Origin of the sequence: Streptomyces sp. HSW2009, from assembly GCF_040240285.1 — a bacterium.
In the GTDB taxonomy this organism is placed as follows: Bacteria; Actinomycetota; Actinomycetes; order Streptomycetales; family Streptomycetaceae; genus Streptomyces.
On the sequence record NZ_JBEHZD010000143.1, the window covers coordinates 1 to 14,882 of the forward strand.

Consider the following 14,882-nt stretch of genomic DNA (forward strand, 5'->3'; position numbering starts at 1 on the left):
CCACCCGGCCGGACACCGCCGGGGGCCACGCGGCCCGGGGGCTCCGCGCCGCCCGGGGCGGGGCGTGCGGTGACGGGGATGCCGCGCGCCACGCGCTCGTCGGCCCGTCCGATCAGCCAGTCCCGACTGGGGACCACGAGGCCGGCCGGGGTGAAGGCGATCTTCCGTAGTTCGCTGTGGCTGCCCGAGTCCTTCCGCCACAGCCCGCTGACGATGTCCACCGCCTCCTCGGGCGAGGAGGCGAACTCCAGCCCGGCGTAGACGGGGGCACATGCGTCGAGGCCGAGGTCTTGGGCGGACAGTCGTCTGCCGAGGCGCCGGGTGAAGACCTCGGCGATCAGTGCCGGGGTCGTGCCGCGCGGCTGCTGCCCGCGCAGCCAGCGCGTCACCGACGTCTTGTCGTATCGCAGGTCAAGGCCGTGCTCAAGCCCCAGCTGGTCCACGCGCCGGGCGAGGCCGGCGTGCGAGAAACCGGCTTCGGAAATGAGCGCGGCGAGCTGACGGTTAGGGGTGTGCTGCGGGGGTCGTTCCGTCATCAGCCTGCCGGTCTCCCTGGATCGCATCGCTCTGTGGAACGGCGTGAATTTAGCGGTTGACAGTGCCCTCCTCGCCACCTTCGCCCCACATTCATCCGATCGTGTGAGAAGCGATGAGATACGTAACGCCCATGTGCCGTCCGACCTGCTCCCTTGCAGGCCCGCGCGGGTCCCTGTGGGCGCGCGCCGCCCACCTCAGGCTTCGGCCCGGCCTTGCGCCGGCCTCCGTCGGGCCTCCGGCGCGGCACGCCCGCGCCCCCGTCGCGGCCGGCTCCCGGCACGGCTCGATCTCGCCCCTGCCACCGTCCGCGCACCGGCTCGCCGCGCCCTTCGCACGCCCGTGCCCCCGCCGTGCCCCTCGTCGCGCTCTCCCCCGCCCCTTGGCAGCCCCTTGGCCACCACTGCCGTCGTGTGGTGGCACTCCTCTAGCGGCCCCTGACCGGTGCGAACCCCCGTACCGGGCCCGCTTCCGTCTCCCCTTCCACCGCCCGACCTGCGGCGAAACGGCCGCTGCGCCCCGGCGCCCGGCGCAGTGGGGCGCAGCCGGGCACGGCGCCGGGACGGCCGCGTGCCGGCTGCCCCGGCCACCGCCGTACAGTGACTGAGGCGCAACGGTTGCGAATGTGTTCGAAGGAGCTGCCATGGGGGTTCCCCAGCCAAGCGGAGATCAGAGCGAGCTGCGCTTCGTCCACCTGGGCTTCGGTGCAGAGGCCGTCGAGTACCAGGAGGCGTGGCAGCAGCAGCGCCAGGTGCACGCGGCCCGCTTCGCCGACGAGATCCCCGACACCTGCCTGCTGCTCGAACACCCCGCGGTGTACACGGCGGGGCGGCGCACCGAGGACAGTGAGCGCCCGCTGGACGGCACCCCGGTGGTGGACGTGGACCGCGGCGGCAAGATCACCTGGCACGGCCCCGGCCAGCTCGTCGGCTACCCCATCCTCAAGCTGCCGCGCCCGGTGGACGTGATCGCCCACGTGCGCCGGCTCGAAGAGGCCCTCTTGCGCACCTGTGCGGAGCTGGGTCTTGAGACCACCCGGATCGAGGGCCGCAGCGGGGTGTGGGTGCTCGGCGACCCCGTCGAGCAGCGCCCGGCCATCGGCGGGCTGAGCCTGGACCTCGACCCGCGGCTGACCGACGACGAGTTCGACGCCCGGCTGAACGGCCCCGAGTACGCCCCGTCCAACGCGGGCCAGCGCCGCGAGGACCGCAAGCTGGCGGCGATCGGCGTGCGCATCGCCAAGGGCGTGACCATGCACGGCTTCTCACTGAACTGCAACCCGGACAACACCTCGTTCGACCGCATCGTGCCGTGCGGCATCCGGGACGCCGGTGTGACCTCGCTCTCCCACGAACTCGGTCGGGACGTGTCGGTGGCCGAGGTGCTGCCGCTGATCGAGCGGCACCTGACCGCCGTGCTGGACGAAAGCCTGCCGCTGCCCCGCGCCGTGTAGCCGGATAGCTGCCGGATGGCTGGGGCGCCGCCCCGTCGTTCCGCGCGAGCCATTCCGCGCCCATTCCGCGCGAGCGGAATGCACCCCGCAGCTCACGGGTTGGTCTCGACAGAAGAGCACGTGTTGTACGGGCGTACCCTGGTGTTCGCCGAAGATTCGAAAGCCGCGCCAAGCGAAGTGGAGTGCCGGACGTGTCCGCAGTCGCACCCGATGGACGCAAAATGCTGCGCCTGGAGGTCCGGAACAGCCAGACCCCCATCGAGCGCAAGCCCGAGTGGATCAAGACCCGGGCGAAGATGGGTCCCGAGTACAACCAGTTGCAGAAACTGGTGAAGACCGAGGGCCTGCACACGGTGTGCCAGGAGGCTGGCTGTCCCAACATCTTCGAGTGCTGGGAGGACCGCGAGGCGACGTTCCTCATCGGCGGCGACCAGTGCACGCGGCGCTGTGACTTCTGCCAGATCGACACCGGCAAGCCGCAGGAGCTCGACCGCGACGAGCCCCGCCGGGTCGCCGAGTCCGTCCAGCAGATGGAGCTGCGCTACGCCACCATCACCGGCGTCGCCCGCGACGACCTGGAGGACGGCGGCGCCTGGCTGTACGCGGAGACCGTCCGCCAGATCCACGCGGCGATGCCGGACACCGGCGTCGAGCTGCTGATCCCCGACTTCAACGCGGTGCCCGAGCAGCTCGCCGAGGTCTTCTCCTCCCGCCCCGAGGTGCTGGCCCACAACGTCGAGACGGTGCCGCGGATCTTCCGCCGCATCCGCCCCGGCTTCCGTTACGAGCGCTCCCTCGAAGTGATCACCAAGGCCCGCGAGGCCGGTCTGGTCACCAAGTCCAACCTGATCCTGGGCATGGGCGAGGAGCGCGCCGAGGTCAGCCAGGCCCTGCGCGACCTGTACGAGGCGGGCTGCGAGCTGATCACCATCACCCAGTACCTGCGGCCCACGCCGCGGCACCACCCGGTCGAGCGCTGGGTCAAGCCGCACGAGTTCGTCGAGCTGAAGGACGAGGCCGACGCCATCGGCTACGCCGGCGTCATGTCGGGCCCGCTGGTCCGCTCCTCCTACCGCGCGGGCCGGCTGTACCAGCAGGCCGTCGAACGGCGTAACGCCGCGGTGCCGGCCCAGACCGCCTGACCGAGCCGCCGCGGCCCGCCCGGCCCGGCCGCCCGCCGCTTCGGCTCTCCCCCGTGCGGCCCGTACGACCTGCGACTTCCACGCGCCCGTACGGGCCGCATCGGCGTTCTCCGCGGTTTGACCGGGCCGAAACCCGCTGCTAACACCGAAGAGCGACCGTAGCGGAGCAGCACGCATCCGTGGACACCACGCGCCCCGAGGAGACCACCACCATGCTCGCCGTGTCCGTACGCCCGCCATTTCGCCCGTCCATCGCCGCGACCCTGCGGGCGGTCGAGGGCCTGCTGCTGGGCCCCGGGCAGCGCACCGCCCGGCGCAACGCCTGGACGGCGGTCCTCGCGGACCGGCGCCGCGCCAAGGACCGGCGCGAGGCCGAACACCTGATGGAGGCCGTGGCTACCCGCACGCCACAGGCGACGTAAACTGCCGTACATGGCGAGGAAGGAAACATCCGAGAACCCCGGGCGGCTGAAACAGATCGCCCTGACCTACAAGATGACCAAGAAGGTCGACTCGAAGGTCGGCTTTGTCGTCGCGGCTGTGGGCATCATCACGTTCGGTGTCTTCCTCGCGATCGGTCTGTGGATCGACCATCCGATCCTGCTTGGCATCTTGGGCTTCGTGCTGGCCTTCCTCGCGATGGCCATCATCTTCGGCCGACGGGCGGAGCGGGCGGCCTTCGGGCAGATGGAGGGCCAGCCGGGCGCGGCGGCTGCGGTCCTGGAGAACGTCGGGCGTGGCTGGTCGGTGACCCCGGCCGTGGCGATGAACCGCAACCAGGACGTCATCCACCGGGCCGTCGGCAAGGCCGGCATCGTGCTGGTGGCGGAGGGCAACCCGAACCGGCTGCGCTCCATGCTCGCTGCCGAGAAGAAGAAGATGGCGCGCATCGTGGCCGACGTGCCGGTGCACGACGTGATGGTCGGCGACGGCGAGGGCGAGGTCCCGATCAGCAAGCTGCGGACCAAGCTGCTGAAGCTGCCGCGCGTGCTGCCCGGCGCGCAGGTGACCGTGGTCAACGACCGGCTCAGGGCCCTCGGCGACCTGATGAAGAACATGCCGATCCCCAAGGGCCCGATGCCCAAGAACATCCGCATGCCGAAGGGCCGCTGAACCGGCTCCCGGCCGACCCGGGCGAGCCCCGCGGCGCGACCTCAAGAGGGGTGACCAGGACCGACAGGTCCGGGCCACCCCTCTCGCGCGTTGACCTGCCGCGGGCTCATGCGTTGGCGCTGCGCCGGGCCCTGGCTGCATGGTGGGTGTCCTGTACGCCTACGCCTTCACGTACGTGTACGTACGCGCGCGCAGCCAGCCAACGCCAAGCCAGCCGGCCAGCCACACGTCAGCGCCGCGGACCGTACGTGGACGGCGTACGCGGATTCACGCCGATTCCGTACCCGGGCAGCACGCGGAGGTACGCGGGGTTACGCAGACCTCGGGCGCGCCCCCGCGGGCCGGGCGTCGGGAGGGCCGCGGGAAGGGGCCGTCGCACGCGGCCGACGGACGCCATCGGCAGCCCCTGCCGCAACGACGGCGCGGACGGGGGCGGAGTCAGATGCGGATCTGGACGGCGCCCGCTATGCGGTCGTGGAGGCCGCGGGAGTCGCGGTCCCAGATGACGGCGGGGATGACCACGCCCAGCAGCACGCAGCGCAGCAGCGTGCGCGGCAGGGAGAGGCGGTTGCCGTCGATGCCGACCACGCGGATGCGGAGCAGCATCTTGCCCGGGGTGCAGCCGAGCGTGCCCACGGTCAGCGCCGACATCACAAGGAAGACCGGCAGGGCCCAGTTCCCCGCCGAGGTCGCGTTCCGATCGGCCAGCAGGGCGTACGCGATGAGCATGCACAGTGCCCAGTCGACGAGCAGGGCGAGCATGCGTCGGCCGGGCGGCGCGATGGCGCCCCGGCCCTCGCGGGGCAGCCCCAGCCGTTCACCCCGGTAGCCGAAGTCGACGCCCATCTGCTCGGCCGTCGCACGCGGTCCGGAGAGCCACGATCCGAGTACTTGCCTGTTATCCACCCCACCAAGGTACTGCGCGGGTCTGACAACCGGTCCTTGCGGGTCGGCCAACGGCCCGATGGCGCGGTCGGCGGGCACGCGGCACCCTCGGAGTAGCAGGCATTCCGGCCCCGCGCGCCGGTTAACCTCAGCGAAACAAATGGGTCATGCTCGGGAAATCCCGGCTACCTATGGTCGGGTTCAGCGCAGCACCGTACAGATTCAGACCGCACAGGTCAGCGCGATCGAAGCAACCCCGACCGCTCCGGGCCGGGCTAGGAGGATTTGGTGTTCCAGAACGGCGACGACGCCAAGAAGTTCATCGCGGACGAGGACGTCAAGTTCGTGGACGTCCGCTTCTGCGACCTGCCTGGCGTGATGCAGCACTTCACGATCCCGGCGACGGCGTTCGACCCCTCCGAAGAGCTGGCCTTCGACGGGTCCTCGATCCGCGGTTTCCAGGCGATTCACGAGTCGGACATGGCGCTGCGCGCGGACCTGAGCACGGCGCGCCTCGACCCGTTCCGCCGGGACAAGACGCTCAACATCAACTTCTTCATCCACGACCCGATCACGGGCGAGCAGTACAGCCGCGACCCGCGCAACATCGCCAAGAAGGCCGAGACGTACCTGGCCTCCACCGGCATCGCGGACACCGCGTTCTTCGGCCCCGAGGCCGAGTTCTACGTCTTCGACAACGTGCGCTTCAACACCGCGGCGAACGAGTCCTTCTACCACATCGACTCCGAGGCCGGCGCCTGGAACACCGGTGCGGTGGAGAACAACCGCGGCTACAAGGTGCGCTACAAGGGCGGCTACTTCCCGGCCCCGCCGGTGGACCACTTCGCCGACCTGCGTGCAGAGATCTCCCTGGAGCTGGAGAAGGCCGGCCTCCAGGTCGAGCGCCAGCACCACGAGGTGGGCACCGCCGGTCAGGCCGAGATCAACTACAAGTTCAACACGCTGCTGGCCGCGGCGGATGACCTGATGCTCTTCAAGTACATCGTGAAGAACGTCGCCTGGCGCAACGGCAAGACCGCCACCTTCATGCCCAAGCCGATCTTCGGCGACAACGGCTCCGGCATGCACGTCCACCAGTCGCTGTGGTCCGGCGGCGAGCCCCTCTTCTACGACGAGCAGGGCTACGCGGGCCTCTCGGACACCGCCCGCTACTACATCGGCGGCATCCTCAAGCACGCGCCGTCGCTGCTGGCCTTCACCAACCCGACGGTGAACTCGTACCACCGCCTGGTGCCCGGCTTCGAGGCCCCGGTGAACATGGTCTACTCGCAGCGCAACCGCTCCGCCGCCATGCGCATCCCGATCACCGGCTCGAACCCGAAGGCCAAGCGCGTCGAGTTCCGCGCCCCGGACCCCTCGTCCAACCCGTACCTGGCCTTCGCCGCGCTCCTCCTCGCCGGCCTGGACGGCGTGAAGAACAAGATCGAGCCGGCCGAGCCGATCGACAAGGACCTCTACGAGCTCGCCCCCGACGAGCACGCCAACGTCCCGCAGGTCCCGACCTCCCTGCCGGCCGTCCTTGAGGCCCTGGAGGCGGACAACGAGTACCTCCAGCAGGGCGACGTCTTCACCTCCGACCTGATCGAAACCTGGATCGACTACAAGCGCACCAACGAAATCGACCCCATCCAGCTCCGCCCGCACCCGCACGAGTTCGAGCTGTACTTCGACCTGTAAGGGGCGGGGTCGGCGCTCCCCGCCGAGGCGCGCGGGGGTGATGAGCGGCCGGGGCGGGAACCAAGATTGTGGTTCCTGCCCCGGCCGCTTGTTGTTTTGGCTGGGTGGCGGCTACGGAACGCCTTCCTGCCGGATCTCTGCTGACACCGCTGGGAGCCCGCGCCGCGGACCGTTCCACACGCTCCCTGGGGTCACCGCTTGGCGCGCGGGAATCCGGCCACCCTGCCGATCGCGTTTCCGTACCGGCCGTGCCCGCGTCGAGCGTTCCGGATCTTCCGGCTGACCCTCGTCAACTGTTCGGCGATGAACTCGCTGTCCTGTCGGACGTTTCGGTAGTCGAACCTCAGGTACTGCCGTCGCGACATCTCGTCCAGCAGCCCGGGCGACCCGTCGCCGGCGACGCTGCGAACTCCGGAGAGGAGCACGGGGACCACCTTCCGCTGGTGTTTCAGCGCCTCTTCGATCTCACGCAGAGCCCAACTGTCCCCGCCATCGGACGCGCTGGACGCGCCCGGTTCCGCCGCCCAGCCCTCATCGATGATCGCGAGCATCACCTCGCACTCGGCCACCGCCGCCAGGATGGCCTCCGCGTAGTCCGCCCCCGGGGCGATCGACCGGGCGGCGCGGAACACCTGCCCTTGCCCGAAGTGTCCGATCAGCAGTTCGTCGAGCAGGGCCGCCGCATAGGCCCCGCCCTGCCGGCGGTAGTTGAGAAAGACCAGCGCCACTTCGCCCCCTTGCCGGCCCGCCCCGCTGCACGGCGCCGCCATCCGCCCACGGGGGACCGATGCGCTGCGCCGTGCCGGGTGGATCGGTTCCTCCCGCTCATCGGCCCCGCGGCAGGCGCCGTGAGCGGGGCGGCGCCCTCCTGTCCTACTCCTCCTCCCCCTCATCCCGCGCACTCAGCGCCACGTTGTTGCTCACCGTGAAGAACGGCTTGATGCGGGTGGTGCCGCGGGTGGGGTGTTCGCGGAGGGCTGGGGGGGCGTAGTCGGTCTTCTTGCGGTCTACTACGTCGCCCGTGATGCGGCCCAGGGGAATGGGTGGGGTGGTGGGGGTGTGGACGGTGAGGTCCCAGAGGTCGTGTTCTGTGGTGCGGCGTTGGAGGGCCTCGCGGTAGGGGAGGACGAAGGTGAAGTGGCCGTCGGGGTGGGGGGTGACGGGGACGGTGAAGTCGTACGCGTCGCCTTCGCGGGCCTTTGCGTGCACCGTGGCGTCGGTGAGGGGGACGTTCGCGGGGGCCAGGACGCGGGCGGTGAGGGTGGCTGCTTCCTGGGTGACGGCCACCTGGGTGACCTCCGCGTGGGCGGCGCGGTGCCAGCTACGGAGGGCCAGGAAGCCGTCCGTGGTGGTGTAGGGAATCCAGGGGGCGAGGGCGTCGGCCGCGCGGGCGGGGGGCTCGCCGATGAGGCGGGCCTGTTCGGTGAGGGTGGCGGTGAGGCGGGTGCGCTTCTCGGTGCCGCGCGGCGCCACGTAGCAGTCCCAGCGGCCCTCGGCCAGCACGTGGTCGCGGTGGCCGAGCAGGATCTCGGGGGTGCCGGACTCGGGGACCGATACGCGGACCTCGCGGCGCTCGGGGTCGCGGCGCAGCCGGGCGACGAAGTCGAGCGGGCCCGCGGGGACGTGGGTCAGGCGGACGGTGATGTCGCCGGCCGCGGTGGAGCGGGCGTGGGCGGTGGGGCGCGGCGCTTCGGCCGTACCGGCAGCGGCCTGCGCGGCGGCGGCCGGCTGTTCCGCGGCCTGCGCCGGCGCTTCGTCGCCGCGGAGCGCGGCCCGCATCCGCCGGAGCAGACCGGGGCGCGCGGCCTTGCGGTCGGCCGAGTGGTCGGCGCTCTGGTCGGCCGGCGTCCGGCCGACGGCGGGGGCGGCGGCGCGACCGGCGCGCGGGGTCCCGGCGCGGTCCGGGGCGAGGCCGGTGCACAGTTCCTCGTAGCGGCGGGCGATGACCTCGGGGGCGAAGGTGGCGGCCTTGGTCAGCGCGCCCTCACCGAGCTTGCGGCGCAGCGCGTCGTCGGACAGCAGCGTCCGCAGGGCCTGGGCGTACGCGCTCACGCCGCCGTCGGTGGCCGATCCCTCGGAGACGAGGGGGACGAGCAGCCCGTCCGCGCCGTGGCTGATGATCTCGGCGGGGCCGTGCGGGCAGTCGGTGGCGATGACGGGGACGCCGCAGTGCATGGCCTCCACGATGGTCATGCCGAAGGACTCCATGTCGGAGGAGACCGCGGCCAGAGCGCCCTTCGCCCACTCCGTCTCGATCGGCGACACCGCGCCCATCAGGAAGATCCGGTCGTACAGGCCCAGGTTGTCGATCAGGCGGCGCAGCTTGGCGCGCTCGGGGCCGCGCCCGTACACCCGGAGCGTCCAGTCCGGGTAGTCGGTGGCGACCGCGGCGAACGCCTTGATCAGCCGGTCGTAGCGCTTGACGGCGACCAGGCGGCCGGCCGACACGATCACCCGGGAGTCCAGCGTGGCGGGCTCGACCGCGGGCCGCGGGACGCCGTTGGGGATGGCCAGGATGGTGGTGGTGACGTCGGGCAGGGCCGTGCGGTACTGCTGGGCGTCCGCCTCGGAAACCGTCACGAAGGCGTCCAGGTCGCGCAGGGCGGCGTTCTGGTCGGTGCGCAGTTGGTCGCTGTGCGCGTCGAGCGAGAGGTGTTCCTGGCCGATGCGCACCTGGTGGGGCTGGCCGTAGCGGGCCAGGTAGCCGTTGAGGATGGGGCGGGTCGCGATGACCACGTCCGCGTCGGTACCGGCCAGGAAGTCGGCGATCCGCTGGTCGTGCAGGGCCGTGTAGTGCAGCCGGCCGAAGTCGACGCCCTTGTCCGGGAACATCGTGTTGGGCTGCTTCGTCAGCTCGTGCTCGCCCTCGTACGTGGGGCTGTCCTCGCGCATGTCGATCAGCGAGGTCAGGCGCACCCGGGGGCCGTAGGAGAGCTGTGGTTCGTCGGCGACCCGGTGCACGCTGACGACCTCGACCTCGTGGCCGGCCGCGAGCGCGGCGGAGAGGTTGACCGTGGAGCGGATGGTCCCCCCGATGCCGTACGCATTGTGGATCAGGAAAACGATCTTCATCTGTGAGACCCCACTGCTCCTGCCGCCACGGCCCGCCCGCGGGGTCGTGAACTGATGAACCTCCGGCCCGTCCGGCCGGGGACGCCCTTCGTCCACCGCGGGGTTCCACCACCGCCGGAGCCCCGAACCGTCTGGGTTCCGAGCCGCCGAAGGGCACGAGCATGATCGAATAGGAGGTGTTCCGGGAGCAAAATTAACCCACAGCTCGTGCGCTCGTCACCTTGCGGCCGTCCGTGCGGCCGGCGGGGCGGTATCCGTACGGCCCCTGCCGGGCGGGGCGTCCCGCAGGGGCCGGGTGGGCGGCGGCTCGCCTCGCGCGCGTACGCGGGTGGGTGTGAGCGCGTTTACGCATCCGTACGGAGCCTGTGAGGTGCGGCGGCGGGCCTGAACCCTTCCGCGCGTACGCGCGCGTCACCCGGTCCGTGTGTGTGCCGCGTGGTGCGGCGTGCCGTCTTCCGCGCGTACGCGCGCGTAACGCCCCAGGCCAGTTCGTACGGGGCCTGCGGCCAGCCCCGCACCGGACCCGAGACCGGTCTCGTACGGGGCCCGCGGCCGGCCCGTCAGCTTGTGGCGGGGGCCGCCGGGGGCTGGTCCGTGGCGTCCGTGGTGGGCGTCAGGAGGGTGCGGAGTTCGGTCACCGCCCGGCGCAGTTCGGTGGCGAAGGCGTGCATCTGGTCGGCCACCGGGCGCGGGGTGCTCAGGTAGACGTGGAAGCGGTCCGGGAGCAGAACGTAGGCGACGCCGATGCAGCGGCTGCTGGTGGAGCCGAAGCCGAAGTACTGGATGTGGGTGGAGGGGGCGGAACTGGTGCTCAGGTAGTCGTCCCGCATGATCACCCAGCCGGGGCTGCGGTAGAGCGCGGGCTGTTCGTGCACGCCGAGTTGCGCGCCCCGGCGGCGCTGGATCAGTTCGAGCTCCCACAGGTGCTGCTCGGGCGCCTGGCCCACCTGGCACTCCCTGGCGCGGGCCACGTGGCGCTCGGCGGCGGCGCGCAGCGCGGCCCGGCGGGTGTCGACGCCGGCCGCAGGGTCCTCCATCGCCGTGACGAACGCCTGGATCTCCGGGGTGACCACCCGCATCGCCTCGGTGCGACCGCGCCGGTACTGGCGGGTGGCGATCGACTCGTAGGTGGCGCCGAGGTGGCCCTTGGCGCGCTGGTGGGCCAGTTGGTACGCGAGTTGGACGAAGGCGTCCGGCGAGATGCGCAGCGCCTTGGCCGTCCGGGAGCCGAAGTCGTCGAAGGCCACGGTGCGGGTCGCGGTGTGCGCGCCGTACGCGGCGAAGGCGTCCGCCGCCGCGCGGATCGTGGCGCGCAGCGGTGCGTCGACGGCGAACTCGACGCGGTGCGGTACGGGCGCGCCCTGGGTGCGGGCGCCGGCGCCGCGGGCGTGCTCATCGGCCGGCGCGCCGAGCAGGGCGTCGGTGAAGCTGAGGATCGTCGTACCGTCCAGCTCGCAGTGTTCGACGTTGATGCCGGCCCGGCCGTCGGCGAAGACGATCAGCGACAGTGCCTTGTCGAACCAGCGGTTCCCGCGGTCGCCGAAGAGCAGTTCGTCGCCGGCCTGGTGCGCGTCGGCGGGGGCGACGTCCTCCAGGCAGACGCAGAACAGCGCGGTCTCCACCGTGTCCAGCGCCGCCGCGTTGTCCGGGTGCGCGGCCAGCAGTTCCGCCCGGGCGGCGGCCCACTCCGCGCGGGCCATGGTGGTCAGGTGGCCCACCGAGGCGCCGGGGGCCGCCGGTTCCGCGCCGATCTCGCGCACCGCGCGGAGCCCAGCGGCCAGGTCCGCCAGGCTGTGCGGCGTGCCGTCGGGGCCGAGCACGTCGAGGCGGAACGGGTGGCCGCGGTGGAAGACCACGACGTGCCTGGCCTGCGAGGGGCCCGGCCAGTCAGCGGTGTACGGGGCGCGCACGGTGTCCTGGACGGCGCCGGGGATGCGGGTCGCGGAGAACAGGTACTTGTTCTGCTCCATCGTCTGTGGCACGCCGCGCTGGACGAGCGGAGGCACCTGTTCCGCGTCGAGCAGCCGCTTGTAGTGCAGGGCCCCGGCGATCAGCCCGGCGGCCCGTTCCACCTGCGGCTGGTCGTCGTCCTGGAAGAGGAAGAAGAAGTTGGCGTTGAGCGCGATCCGGTCGCGGCGGCCGAGGTAGCGGTAGGGCCAGAAGGTGTCGAGCCAGCTATGGACGCCCTCGGTGGCGTCGTAGTCGGCCAGCGCGCCGTGCAGCACCGTGCCGGGCCCGTCAGCGGCGGCGAAGGCCGCGACCTCGGCCCGGGTGGCGGCCAGTTGTTCGGCGGTGAGCAGCGGCGCACACCAGTCGATGAACCGCTCGCAGCTCTCTTCCAGGGTCGGCAGCGGGACGCGCGGCAGGACGTCCGCGCGCGCGAAGGTGGGCACTTGGGCGGGTGCGCCGGCGGACGGCTCGCCGAGCGGGGTGGCGGGGGCCGTCGGGCCCGGGTTCTGCTGGCTGCTGGGCATGGGCGCCTTTCTTTGACTGGGAGCGGGGGGGGCGGCGGGGGTGCTTGGGGGCGCTTGGGAAGGGTTCGGGATCAGTTGCGGTACTTATGGGTGGTTGTGGCGCGTGGGGGCGGAGGGGCGCACGTGGGCTCGTGTTGCTGAACTTCCTTTTCCAGACGGCACGTTGAGGCACCCGAGCCGTTCGGGGATGTCGAGGCTAAGGGCTGCGGCGGGTGGCGGGTGGCATGGGGTGTCCGCGGAGTGGCGCCGCGGGGCGCCGCTGAGGGGTACGGGGCGGGGTCGGCGTCGCGGCGTACGGAGGACGAGGGCGGGGCGAAGACGGGGGCAGGCGCGGGGCGCCGTCAGTCGAGCAGGCGGTCGCCGCGGACCGCCTCCGCCGCATGGTGGACGGGAAGCACGCGGCCGAAGAGTTGGCGGGGGCGCGCGACGCTGCCGACGACGCCGGGGCGCTGGCTGTAAGCGAAGATCGCGGAGTGCCGGGCGCCCGGGCCGCGCACCGGGCTGACCCGGTGCAGCGCATAGCGGCCGAGGAAGAGTTGCAGATCACCCGGGGTGAGCGGGAGGCGGCGGACGAGATGTTCGGCGCGGCCGGCGAGTACGGCCCTGACCTGGTCGAAGTTCTCGTCCGCCACGGACCTGAGGTGCGGGCAGTACGCGAAGAGGCCGCCGCCCTGCGGGGCCTGGGTCAGCATGCTCACGGTGAACTCGTTGGTGTCGAAGTGCCACGGGTGGCCGCGGCCCGGCGGAACGACGTTGAGCACCAGACCGGAGAGCGGGTCGGCGAGTTCGTACAGGGTGGGCAGTTCGAAGCACGCGGCGAGGAAGCGCTGGAACGCCTGGTGCGTGTAGAGCCGGCTGATCAGGGCCGATGTGGGGATGCGGTCGCGGGCGACGAAGGCGTTGCCGCGCTCGAAGGGCGTACGGGCCGGGTGGTCGACCGGCAGGTCGTCGGCCACGGCGATGTTGTAGACGTTGACGGTCTCGACGTCGACGTGGGCCAGCGGCGCCAGTGCGGCGCCCTCCCGGCGCAGCGCCGCGCGGAGTTCGGGGCGGACGAAGTCGCGCAGCACGGTGCAGCCGAGCGTGGCCAGTTCGCGCCGGGCGCGGTCCACCACGGCGCGCCCGGCGGGGCCGGCGAGGTCGAGGAGGGGGTACCGGTCCGTGTTGACCACCTGGTCGAGCGACGTCGCTTCCACAGTGCCCATGGGGTCCTCTCGGGGTACGGGGGCGGCCGGGTCGAGCCGGCGGTGGCGCCGGGGCCGCCCCGGCCCCCCCCCCGGGGCCCCCCGCCCCCGGCGCCCCCGGCGGGGGGGCCGGGGCGGCCCACCGCCGCGCCGAGCACGGCGGTGACCAGCACGGTGGCGCCGAACCCGTACCAGGTCGAGCGCAGCGACCACAGCTTGGCCCACTCCGCGCGGACCACGCGCGGCCAGGTCACCCGGAAGTCGGCCGGCGCGCCGCCGGGGGCCGCCTCCCCGGGCGGGGCGCGGGGGCCGCCGGTCGGGGCGCTCATGCGCAGGCCCCCTGCGCTCCGGCGGCGCCCGGCCCGTCACCCGGCCGCACCGCGTACTCCGACTCGTCCCGCGTGAGCTCCATGAACGCCTCCTCCAACGAGGCACGGCGCGGGGTGAGTTCGTGGATCGGCAGGGCGTGGGCGGCGGCGGTGTCGCCGATGTGGCGGCCGTCGGCGCCGGTGACCCGCAGCGTGTCGGGGCCGTGGGCGGTGACGCGGACGCCGGGGCCGGCCAGCAGCGCGCGCAGTCGGTCCGCCTCCGGCGAGACCACCGTGACCTCCCCGACCCCCGCGTCCTGCACGAACTGCCGCACGGTGGTGTCGGCCAGCAGCCGCCCCCGGCCGATGATGATCAGATGCTCGGCGGTCAGCGCCATCTCGCTCATCAGATGTGAGGAGACGAAGACGGTGCGGCCCTCGGCGGCGAGCGCCTTCAACAGGTTGCGAATCCACAGCACCCCCTCCGGGTCGAGCCCGTTGACCGGCTCGTCCAGGATGACCGTGGCCGGGTCGGCGAGCAGCGCGGCGGCGATGCCCAGGCGCTGCCCCATGCCGAGGCTGAACCCCTTGACCCGCCGGTCGGCCGCGTCGCCTAGGCCCACCCGCTCGATCACGGCGGAGACCTGGCGGCGCGGGATGCCGTGCGTGGGGGCGAGGCCCGTCAGATGCGCGCGGGCCGTGCGCCCGGGGGGGATCGAGCGCGCCTCAAGGAGCGCGCCGGCCTGGCACAGCGGCGCACGGTGCGCGACGTACGCGCGGTCGCCGATGGTGGCCCGGCCGCTGGTGGGGGCGTCGAGGCCGAGCAGCATCCGCATCGTCGTCGACTTGCCCGCGCCGTTGGGGCCGAGGAACCCGGTCACCGTGCCCGGCCGCACGGTGAACGTCAGGTCCCGTACGACGGTCCGCTCCCCGTACCGCTTCGTGAGCCCGTACGCCCTGATCATCGCTGCACTCCCGATCGTCCGGCCCGCCCCGGCCGCGCGCCATCGCCCGCGGCC

The 14,882-nt window shown here is 72.3% G+C and carries 12 protein-coding genes; 5 read left to right on the top strand and 7 right to left on the bottom strand.

The annotated features are described in order from the left end of the window. A partial coding sequence (locus tag AAHZ94_RS13620) for an NsdA family TPR-like regulatory protein (RefSeq protein WP_502964665.1) occupies positions 1-536 on the bottom strand: 536 nt, incomplete at its 3' end. 641 nt (positions 537-1,177) lie between these two features. Here AAHZ94_RS13620 and lipB point away from each other — a divergent pair. The 4 genes from lipB (at position 1,178) to AAHZ94_RS13640 (ending at position 4,242) form a co-directional block, all read left to right on the top strand. After that, positions 1,178-1,987, top strand: coding sequence for a lipoyl(octanoyl) transferase LipB (gene lipB / locus AAHZ94_RS13625; protein ID WP_349993120.1), 810 nt, complete (start codon positions 1,178-1,180; stop codon positions 1,985-1,987). A 191-nt stretch (positions 1,988-2,178) separates the two neighbouring features. Then, positions 2,179-3,129, top strand: coding sequence for a lipoyl synthase (gene lipA, locus AAHZ94_RS13630; protein WP_349993121.1), 951 nt, complete (start codon positions 2,179-2,181; stop codon positions 3,127-3,129). Positions 3,130-3,341: 212 nt separating this feature from the next. Next, entirely contained in the window at positions 3,342-3,551 is a 210-nt protein-coding gene (locus AAHZ94_RS13635; protein ID WP_349993129.1) for an SCO2195 family GlnR-regulated protein, read from the top strand. Between the two features lie 10 nt (positions 3,552-3,561). Continuing rightward, entirely contained in the window at positions 3,562-4,242 is a 681-nt protein-coding gene (locus AAHZ94_RS13640; RefSeq protein ID WP_349993122.1) for a DUF4191 domain-containing protein, read from the top strand. Positions 4,243-4,680: 438 nt separating this feature from the next. Here the strand turns inward: AAHZ94_RS13640 and AAHZ94_RS13645 are convergent, their stop codons facing one another. Beyond that, positions 4,681-5,148 carry an RDD family protein gene (locus AAHZ94_RS13645; protein ID WP_349993123.1) on the bottom strand — a complete coding sequence of 156 codons (468 nt, stop codon included), beginning with the start codon at positions 5,146-5,148 and terminating at the stop codon, positions 4,681-4,683. A 267-nt stretch (positions 5,149-5,415) separates the two neighbouring features. Here AAHZ94_RS13645 and glnA point away from each other — a divergent pair, with 267 nt between their 5' ends. Beyond that, positions 5,416-6,825, top strand: coding sequence for a type I glutamate--ammonia ligase (gene glnA, locus AAHZ94_RS13650; RefSeq protein WP_349993124.1), 1,410 nt, complete (start codon positions 5,416-5,418; stop codon positions 6,823-6,825). A gap of 191 nt (positions 6,826-7,016) precedes the next feature. On the opposite strand, the gene AAHZ94_RS13655 is transcribed toward glnA, so the two are convergent. From AAHZ94_RS13655 to AAHZ94_RS13675, 5 genes are all read right to left on the bottom strand, one after another. Beyond that, complete coding sequence (locus AAHZ94_RS13655) at positions 7,017-7,553, bottom strand: toll/interleukin-1 receptor domain-containing protein (protein ID WP_349993125.1); 537 nt, start codon at positions 7,551-7,553, stop codon at positions 7,017-7,019. Positions 7,554-7,698: 145 nt separating this feature from the next. Next, entirely contained in the window at positions 7,699-9,897 is a 2,199-nt protein-coding gene (locus AAHZ94_RS13660; RefSeq protein WP_349993126.1) for a glycosyltransferase family 4 protein, read from the bottom strand. Between the two features lie 560 nt (positions 9,898-10,457). Next, positions 10,458-12,371 carry a choline/carnitine O-acyltransferase gene (locus tag AAHZ94_RS13665; RefSeq protein ID WP_349993127.1) on the bottom strand — a complete coding sequence of 638 codons (1,914 nt, stop codon included), beginning with the start codon at positions 12,369-12,371 and terminating at the stop codon, positions 10,458-10,460. Between the two features lie 341 nt (positions 12,372-12,712). After that, positions 12,713-13,576 (bottom strand): HalD/BesD family halogenase, encoded by an 864-nt coding sequence (locus tag AAHZ94_RS13670; protein WP_349993128.1) that lies wholly within the window; start codon positions 13,574-13,576, stop codon positions 12,713-12,715. Between the two features lie 304 nt (positions 13,577-13,880). Beyond that, the gene (locus tag AAHZ94_RS13675) at positions 13,881-14,828 is read right to left on the bottom strand and encodes an ATP-binding cassette domain-containing protein (protein ID WP_349993130.1); all 948 of its coding nucleotides are present in this window, start codon (positions 14,826-14,828) and stop codon (positions 13,881-13,883) included. Between the last annotated feature and the right edge of the window lie 54 nt (positions 14,829-14,882).

Coding starts and splice junctions, on each gene's coding strand:
- AAHZ94_RS13635 (WP_349993129.1), top strand. CDS start 3,342: ATGCTCGCCGTGTCCGTACGCCCGCCATTTCGCCCGTCCATCGCCGCG.
- AAHZ94_RS13670 (WP_349993128.1), bottom strand. CDS start 13,576: ATGGGCACTGTGGAAGCGACGTCGCTCGACCAGGTGGTCAACACGGAC.
- AAHZ94_RS13660 (WP_349993126.1), bottom strand. CDS start 9,897: ATGAAGATCGTTTTCCTGATCCACAATGCGTACGGCATCGGGGGGACC.
- AAHZ94_RS13665 (WP_349993127.1), bottom strand. CDS start 12,371: ATGCCCAGCAGCCAGCAGAACCCGGGCCCGACGGCCCCCGCCACCCCG.
- AAHZ94_RS13640 (WP_349993122.1), top strand. CDS start 3,562: ATGGCGAGGAAGGAAACATCCGAGAACCCCGGGCGGCTGAAACAGATC.
- lipB (WP_349993120.1), top strand. CDS start 1,178: ATGGGGGTTCCCCAGCCAAGCGGAGATCAGAGCGAGCTGCGCTTCGTC.
- AAHZ94_RS13675 (WP_349993130.1), bottom strand. CDS start 14,828: ATGATCAGGGCGTACGGGCTCACGAAGCGGTACGGGGAGCGGACCGTC.